Source organism: Halomonas cibimaris (assembly GCF_039537045.1).
In the GTDB taxonomy this organism is placed as follows: Bacteria; Pseudomonadota; Gammaproteobacteria; order Pseudomonadales; family Halomonadaceae; genus Vreelandella; species Vreelandella cibimaris.
Window position 1 is genome coordinate 1 of sequence record NZ_BAAAZT010000049.1, and the last position, 5,940, is coordinate 5,940.

At 59.3% G+C, this 5,940-nt stretch carries 8 protein-coding genes; 6 read left to right on the plus strand and 2 right to left on the minus strand.

Annotated features, from left to right (window positions below):
* Positions 1 to 212 precede the first annotated feature (212 nt).
* Positions 213 to 722: a transposase gene (locus ABD654_RS05770; RefSeq protein WP_344703174.1), complete on the minus strand. Its 510-nt coding sequence runs from the start codon at positions 720 to 722 to the stop codon at positions 213 to 215.
* Positions 723 to 750: 28 nt separating this feature from the next.
* On the opposite strand from ABD654_RS05770, the gene ABD654_RS05775 reads away from it, so the two are divergent.
* Both ABD654_RS05775 and ABD654_RS05780 read left to right on the plus strand, forming a co-directional pair.
* The gene (locus ABD654_RS05775; RefSeq protein ID WP_344703176.1) at positions 751 to 1,332 is read left to right on the plus strand and encodes a methyltransferase; all 582 of its coding nucleotides are present in this window, start codon (positions 751 to 753) and stop codon (positions 1,330 to 1,332) included.
* A 60-nt stretch (positions 1,333 to 1,392) separates the two neighbouring features.
* Positions 1,393 to 1,830 carry a lysozyme inhibitor LprI family protein gene (locus ABD654_RS05780; RefSeq protein WP_344703178.1) on the plus strand — a complete coding sequence of 146 codons (438 nt, stop codon included), beginning with the start codon at positions 1,393 to 1,395 and terminating at the stop codon, positions 1,828 to 1,830.
* Between the two features lie 231 nt (positions 1,831 to 2,061).
* Here ABD654_RS05780 and ABD654_RS05785 read toward each other — a convergent pair whose 3' ends face one another.
* Positions 2,062 to 2,538: a PepSY domain-containing protein gene (locus tag ABD654_RS05785; RefSeq protein WP_344703180.1), complete on the minus strand. Its 477-nt coding sequence runs from the start codon at positions 2,536 to 2,538 to the stop codon at positions 2,062 to 2,064.
* A 160-nt stretch (positions 2,539 to 2,698) separates the two neighbouring features.
* Between ABD654_RS05785 and ABD654_RS05790 the strand changes: the two genes are divergently transcribed.
* From ABD654_RS05790 to ABD654_RS05805, 4 genes are all read left to right on the plus strand, one after another.
* Positions 2,699 to 3,067 (plus strand): PepSY domain-containing protein, encoded by a 369-nt coding sequence (locus tag ABD654_RS05790; protein ID WP_301515289.1) that lies wholly within the window; start codon positions 2,699 to 2,701, stop codon positions 3,065 to 3,067.
* A 44-nt stretch (positions 3,068 to 3,111) separates the two neighbouring features.
* Entirely contained in the window at positions 3,112 to 3,786 is a 675-nt protein-coding gene (locus ABD654_RS05795; RefSeq protein WP_301515288.1) for a winged helix-turn-helix domain-containing protein, read from the plus strand.
* Positions 3,783 to 5,150, plus strand: coding sequence for a sensor histidine kinase (locus tag ABD654_RS05800; RefSeq protein ID WP_344703186.1), 1,368 nt, complete (start codon positions 3,783 to 3,785; stop codon positions 5,148 to 5,150). The genes ABD654_RS05795 and ABD654_RS05800 overlap by 4 nt, the downstream gene beginning before the upstream one ends.
* Positions 5,151 to 5,330: 180 nt before the next feature.
* Positions 5,331 to 5,534: a hypothetical protein gene (locus ABD654_RS05805; RefSeq protein ID WP_344703188.1), complete on the plus strand. Its 204-nt coding sequence runs from the start codon at positions 5,331 to 5,333 to the stop codon at positions 5,532 to 5,534.
* The last annotated feature ends 406 nt before the right edge of the window (positions 5,535 to 5,940 follow it).

Below are 5,940 nucleotides of genomic sequence, written 5' to 3' on the forward strand. Positions count from 1 at the left end.
AATTCCGGGCTGAACGTTCTCTTCTTCGTCATCATCTGCACCTGACTGTCTCTGTGAGTGATCATACACTCAAAATCAGGTGGCCAGATTCACTATGCCACTACAGGTGCGCACATTGATACCCATCACCTGACAGGCTTTGGCCAGCCGAGCACCGTCACGCTGGGCGTCTTGCACCAGAGTCACGATGCGTTGGCGATCCGGGAGGCTGGTCAGTCGTCCTCGTCGTTGGTCGTGCCCCAGATCGCCTCGGCTTTTTTTGACAGGGCCAACAGCGCCGCCGTCTCGGCCAGGGCCTTGTCCTTGCGGTGCAACTCGCGCTCCAGCTTACGGAGCCGCTTCTGCTCCTCCTTGCGGGCCTGGCGTTGCTGCTTGGCCTGCGCTGCCGCATCGTCGTTGGCGTTCATGCAGGCATCCCGCCAGGCCTCCACCTGCTCGGGGTAGAGCCCGCGCTCGCGGCAGTAGGCGCTGACTTCAGCCTCGTTCATCGGAGCTGTCTCCAGGACGACCTGGAACTTCTCCTGGCTGGTCCACTGATCTGGCTGGGTAGAACGTGATGGCAAAACCTGTCCTCGTGCTCTGGCCTGTTTCCGCCAATTGTAGAGGGTTGTCGCGGTGATGCCTTCCTGTTCGGCTAATTCCGGGATGGTCATGTTCATGGGCGGCGCCATCTTCTTGAGGATGGCTTCCTTACGCTCTGCGGGGTAACGCACGTTGATCACCTCTCAATCCGTTTGGGTGACAACTACGTTGACGCATAGGGTGCAGGACGCACCGCTGCCGGCCAGGCACGAGGTGGCCTTTGATATCGGCACCGGTACGGGGTTATTGGCGATCATCCTGGCGAAGCGCGGGGTGGGGCAGGTCGTTGCCACGGACTCCAACCCGCGGGCGCTGGCCTGCGCGGCCGATAACCTTGAGCGTTCAGCACTTTCGGAAATACAGCTGCAGGAGGTCGACCTGTTTCCGACGGGGCAGCCGCTGGCCGACCTTATCGTGTGCAACCCGCCCTGGCTGCCGGCGAAGCCCAGCTCGGCGCTGGAGCTCGCCGTGTATGACCCCAAAAGCCGGATGCTGCGCGGCTTCTTGCAGGGCGTCCGTGCGCATCTGGCACCGCAGGGGGAGGTGTGGCTGATCCTGTCCGATCTGGCCGAGCACCTGCAGCTGCGTACCCGAGAACAGCTGCTGGCGTGGTTTGCCGAGGCAAAACTGGACGTGAAATACCGGCTCGACACCCAGCCCAAGCACGGCCGCAGCCAGGACAGCACGGACCCGCTCCACGCCGCACGCAGCGCGGAAGTTACCTCGCTGTGGTGTTTAACGCCGGCATAGGCCTGGTTACCGGCGGTATGTACGCTTATTGCTGTCTCGCCCCGTTTACTTGGAGATATCATGAAAAAAACCGTTCTGGTTCTTTCCCTGGCAGCGTTTGCGCCGCTGGCACTTGCCGCAGAGACTTTCTGCGATTCCGGTCATCCGCACCCCATCGACGTGCAATTTGAGCGGGACATGGACGCGAGCGGTGGCGTTACGCTGGATATGCGCAACGCCCAGGGCCGGGCGTACAAGGGCTGGGATACGGAGCTGAACATGGCGTATCAGGAGCTGATGGAGAGCCTTGCGGCGGATGAGCAGGCCGCGCTGAAGAAAGCCCAGCTGGCGTGGCTTAAATTTCGTGAGGCGGAGACCGAGTTCTGGTGGTCGGAAAGCATATCCGGCGGCGGCACGTTGCAGCCCGTTATCGTTGCCAGCCATGCCATCGAGCTGCTTAAAGAGCGTGTCTGCCAGCTCAAGCAGTACAAGCAGGCAGCCGATCACGGCTTATCCTGATGACTGGGTGACCAAAAGCTTGGACACCGCCGCCATCAGGCTGGGAAGCCGCTTTGTCTGCTGGGCTGGCGGGGAGTGTCAGATAGACTGTTAACGCCTTTGTTCAACACGGAGCTACGCTCAGCTTCCCCGATAAAGTCGGCACGATAAGTTTAGCGGCATGCTTCAACGGCCTACCATAAACGCAGCGGGCTCCCCGTGGGGAGCCCGCCAAGCGCTTAGCTGGAGACATTAATCGCGCTCAATCTGGGTGACTTCGGAAGAGCCCTGACGCACGCTGATTTCCAGCTCACGTCCATCTTTATCGCGGCCTTCCACATCGATGATACCGGTCTTGTCGATATCGAGATCTTCAAACTCTACCATGCCTTCCTGGCTTGCCACGTCGAGCGCCTGGCGGATATCGTCTTCGCTCATACCCCAGGCACTGGTGATCAGGCGCTCACGTTGCTCTTGTAGTGTTTCACCGTTATCGAGGGAAAATTCCACGTCGGCGTACCACTCATCGTCGAGCCAACCTTCCACTTCTACGCGGCCACGGTTTTCAATGCTGACTTCTTCGTAGTGGCTGAAGCCGTATTCATTGGCGTGGGTCAATACGTCATCGATGCGATCCATCGGCAGTGAGTCGGCCTGGGCGCTACCCGCAGCAGCGGCAAGCAGCAGGGCAGAGGTCGGGATCAGCAGCATTTTTTTCATGGTGTTCATGGCAAATTCCTTCCTTACGCATTTGTACACGAGTGTCTGTACGAGAATGGATTAATCGCATTCAGCGGATGCGATGGGGAATTTATACCACTGCGATACTTTCCTTAAGCTGAAGAAGCTGTTCATCTAGCATTCATGTTGTTTTTGGCATGCTGGCATTATGCGTAAACTCTTCCGCCGTCTTATACAGCCGCTGGGCAGCTTCCAGCGAAGCGCTCGCCGCAATGTCACTGGTTTAGCGCTGGTGCTACTGCTGGTGGGCAGCGCTGCGGGTGACCAGCACTGGAAGTCGTTACACGGCGAAGTACGCCGTGGTGAAGTGGTGTCCCTCGACTCCATTCTGGATTGGCTGGAAGCCCACTATATAGGTGAAGTGCTGGAGGTTGAGGTGGAGCGTGAAGAGGGAGAGGTCGAATACGAAATCAAGCTGCTGGGCCCGCAAGGGCAAGTCGTCGAGTTCGAGTTTGACGGCCATAACGGCCAGCTGATGTCCATCGAAGGGGTGCGTATCAACGATATGCGCCGTTAGCCTATTGCTCCCATTTGCCATATAAAAGGAAGGGTAGTTAGCCGATGAAGTGTTTGTTGGTAGAGGATGACCAGGCGCTCACCCGTGAGCTCAGCCAGGCGCTACGCGACGGAGACTGGTTGGTAGAGCATGCGGCGACGGGCCAGGACGCTGATTTTCTAGTGCGCACGGAAGCCTACGACACGCTGATTCTGGATATTGGACTGCCCGATGGCGATGGCACTCGCTGGCTTTCCGCATGGCGGGAGGATGGCATCGACCTGCCGGTGCTGATCCTTACCGCCCGAGAGCGCTGGGCCGATAAAGCCGCAGGATTTACCGCCGGTGCCGATGATTACGTCACCAAACCGTTCGAATCGGCGGAAGTGCTCTTCCGCCTGCGCGCCCTGGTGCGCCGCAGTCATGGCCACGCCCACCCGGTGCTGAAAGTGGGCGAGCTGAGTCTGGATACGCACACTCAGCACGTTTCGCTTGCCGGTCGCCCGGTGGGGTTAACCGCCCAGGAGACCCGTCTGCTGGGTTATTTGATGCACGCCGCGCCGCGGATCGTCAGCCGTACCGAGCTGTCAGAGCACGTTTACGACCGCGACCACGAACCGGACTCCAACGTGATTGATGTTCAGGTCAGCCGGCTGCGCCGAAAACTGGGTAGCTGGCGCATTGCTACCCTGCGTGGTCAGGGCTATCGGCTATTGGCTGAAGAGCCGGCTGGCGAATGAGCCAGCATACCACCGCCTGGAAAGACCGCTGGGCCAAGCGTTCCATCAGCGTGCGGCTACTGCTGGCCGCTCTGGCGATGGTCGGGCTGGCGCTGCCCATCGCGGGTACGCTGCTGTCTCATCATTATCGTACCTCGGCCACGCAGGCCTTTGACGAGCGCCTGGGGGCCACCCTGAACGTCATCATCGCGGGCGTTACCTATGACCGCCTTGAACAGCAGCTTGTACACGACCGGGCGCTAGGCGACCCGCGTTTTGAAAATGCCTATTCCGGCTGGTACTGGCAAATTACCGATGGCGCGGAAAACACCCTGACTTCGCGCTCGCTGTGGGATCAGCGCCTGCCGGTCATCGCCAATGACGCGATTAGCGCCCGCTCGATATCTGGCCCCCGAGACCAGTCGCTGCGGGTGGTAGAGCGCGATATTTACCTGGCGCCGTTAGCCGCGCCGCTGCATATTAGTGTGGCCGCGCAGGACGATTCATTAGCTCGGGATATTGGCGAATTTCAGCGCCTGCTGTGGGGTGGCCTGGCCGGCCTGGGCGTGCTGCTGTTGGGCGTATTGGCGCTGCAGGTGCGCTGGGGGCTGGCACCGCTGCGCCGCATGCACGCCAATCTAAAGGATGTAGAGCAGGGGAATGCGGAGCAGCTGGATACCCGCCTGCCTGATGAGCTGGCGACCCTGGCAGCCTCGATGAACGCGGTGCTGGCCCGCGATCAGCGCCTGATCGAACGCGGCCGCCACACCGCTGGCAACCTTGCCCATGCGCTGAAAACCCCGCTGAGTGTGATGCGCTTACAGCTACGCCAACTGCCGGAAGAGAACCGCGCCGCCTGGGAAGTGGAGCTGGCGCGCGTGGATAGCGCGGTACGCCACCACCTGGCGCGGGCATCGGCAGCGGGCGAGGGTGTACGCTTTGCGCCCATTGATTTGCACGCTACCCTGGCGCCGCTGCTCCATGGGCTGGCCAGGCTTGCCCAGCGGCGCGGCATTGCGCTGCGCCCCACCTGGGCGGGTGGCATCAAGGTGCATATGGATGCGCAGGATATCCAGGAGTTGGTAGGCAACTTGCTGGACAATGCGCTGCGCTGGGCACACGGCGCTGTGCAGCTACAGGTAACAGGAGACGAGCAGCAGTTAACTTTAACCGTTAGCGATGACGGCCCCGGCATGTCCGAAGCGGAGTGTCAGCAGGCGGTACAGCGCGGTAAACGACTGGACGAACAACGCCCGGGGAGTGGCCTGGGGCTGGCGATTGTGACTGACCTGGTGGCTCTTTACAGCGGCCGTATGCAGCTCAGCCGCGCCAGCGCTGGCGGGTTAAAAGTGGTGGTGGAACTGCCCGTCGTCGCGGGTAAATAACGCAGACCACACCGGATGAAGCTTACAGCCGCCCGCCCTGATGGAAAAGCGCCTCTGCGGAGGCGCTTTTTTGTGTTGCTACGAAAAAAGCATGAGAAATGTGGCAGGAATGTGGAAGGGTGGGTGCGGAAATGCTAATTTCGCTTTAGAAGATTTTGATACTCGCAGGATGCCGCACGTGTGGAACCGGATGAAGAAGCGTATCCAGTAACAGTAGGTCTTCTCGATGCGCGGGCTATAGCGTTTTATGCGCAGGTGGCCTTCACTCGAACCATCAGCTTCGGCGGCCTGCTGTGCATATTCATGTGGCGCTCCTCTTTAGATGGCTATGCATACAGTGTTATTGGTTCGGGAAAAACGTGCAAGCGCGCGAGTTCTGCTTAGGCTGCCGAGCTATTCTTAATATTTTATAATATCAATGAGTTAGGAAAAGAAAGGTACGCGGGATAATTTTGTTAAACGCGCCGGCACGTTCATTCAATATCAGAGCGTTCCGTCTAATAGCTGTTATGCACAGGGAGGCTATGGTGCAGGTTTGTGAAACGGAGAGATTGGTTTTACGTCGGTTATCCCTCGACGATGTTCCCGCATTGACTGAAATTCTCAGCGATCCTGAGGTGATGAAGCACTCGGTTAATGGCGTTTGTGATGAGGCCGCTACGGAGTCTGTCAACATAGTTGCCATACCTGAATTCAAACAATAAGCGCAGCACCTGCGGTATTCCCGGCTTATTCACCGGAACGCTGACTGGGCATCCTGAAGCCCCGGGGAGCCGGTAGCTCGTCGCCG

Coding starts and splice junctions, on each gene's coding strand:
- ABD654_RS05790 (WP_301515289.1), top strand. CDS start 2,699: ATGCGTAAACTCTTCCGCCGTCTTATACAGCCGCTGGGCAGCTTCCAG.
- ABD654_RS05795 (WP_301515288.1), top strand. CDS start 3,112: ATGAAGTGTTTGTTGGTAGAGGATGACCAGGCGCTCACCCGTGAGCTC.
- ABD654_RS05785 (WP_344703180.1), bottom strand. CDS start 2,538: ATGAACACCATGAAAAAAATGCTGCTGATCCCGACCTCTGCCCTGCTG.
- ABD654_RS05780 (WP_344703178.1), top strand. CDS start 1,393: ATGAAAAAAACCGTTCTGGTTCTTTCCCTGGCAGCGTTTGCGCCGCTG.
- ABD654_RS05800 (WP_344703186.1), top strand. CDS start 3,783: ATGAGCCAGCATACCACCGCCTGGAAAGACCGCTGGGCCAAGCGTTCC.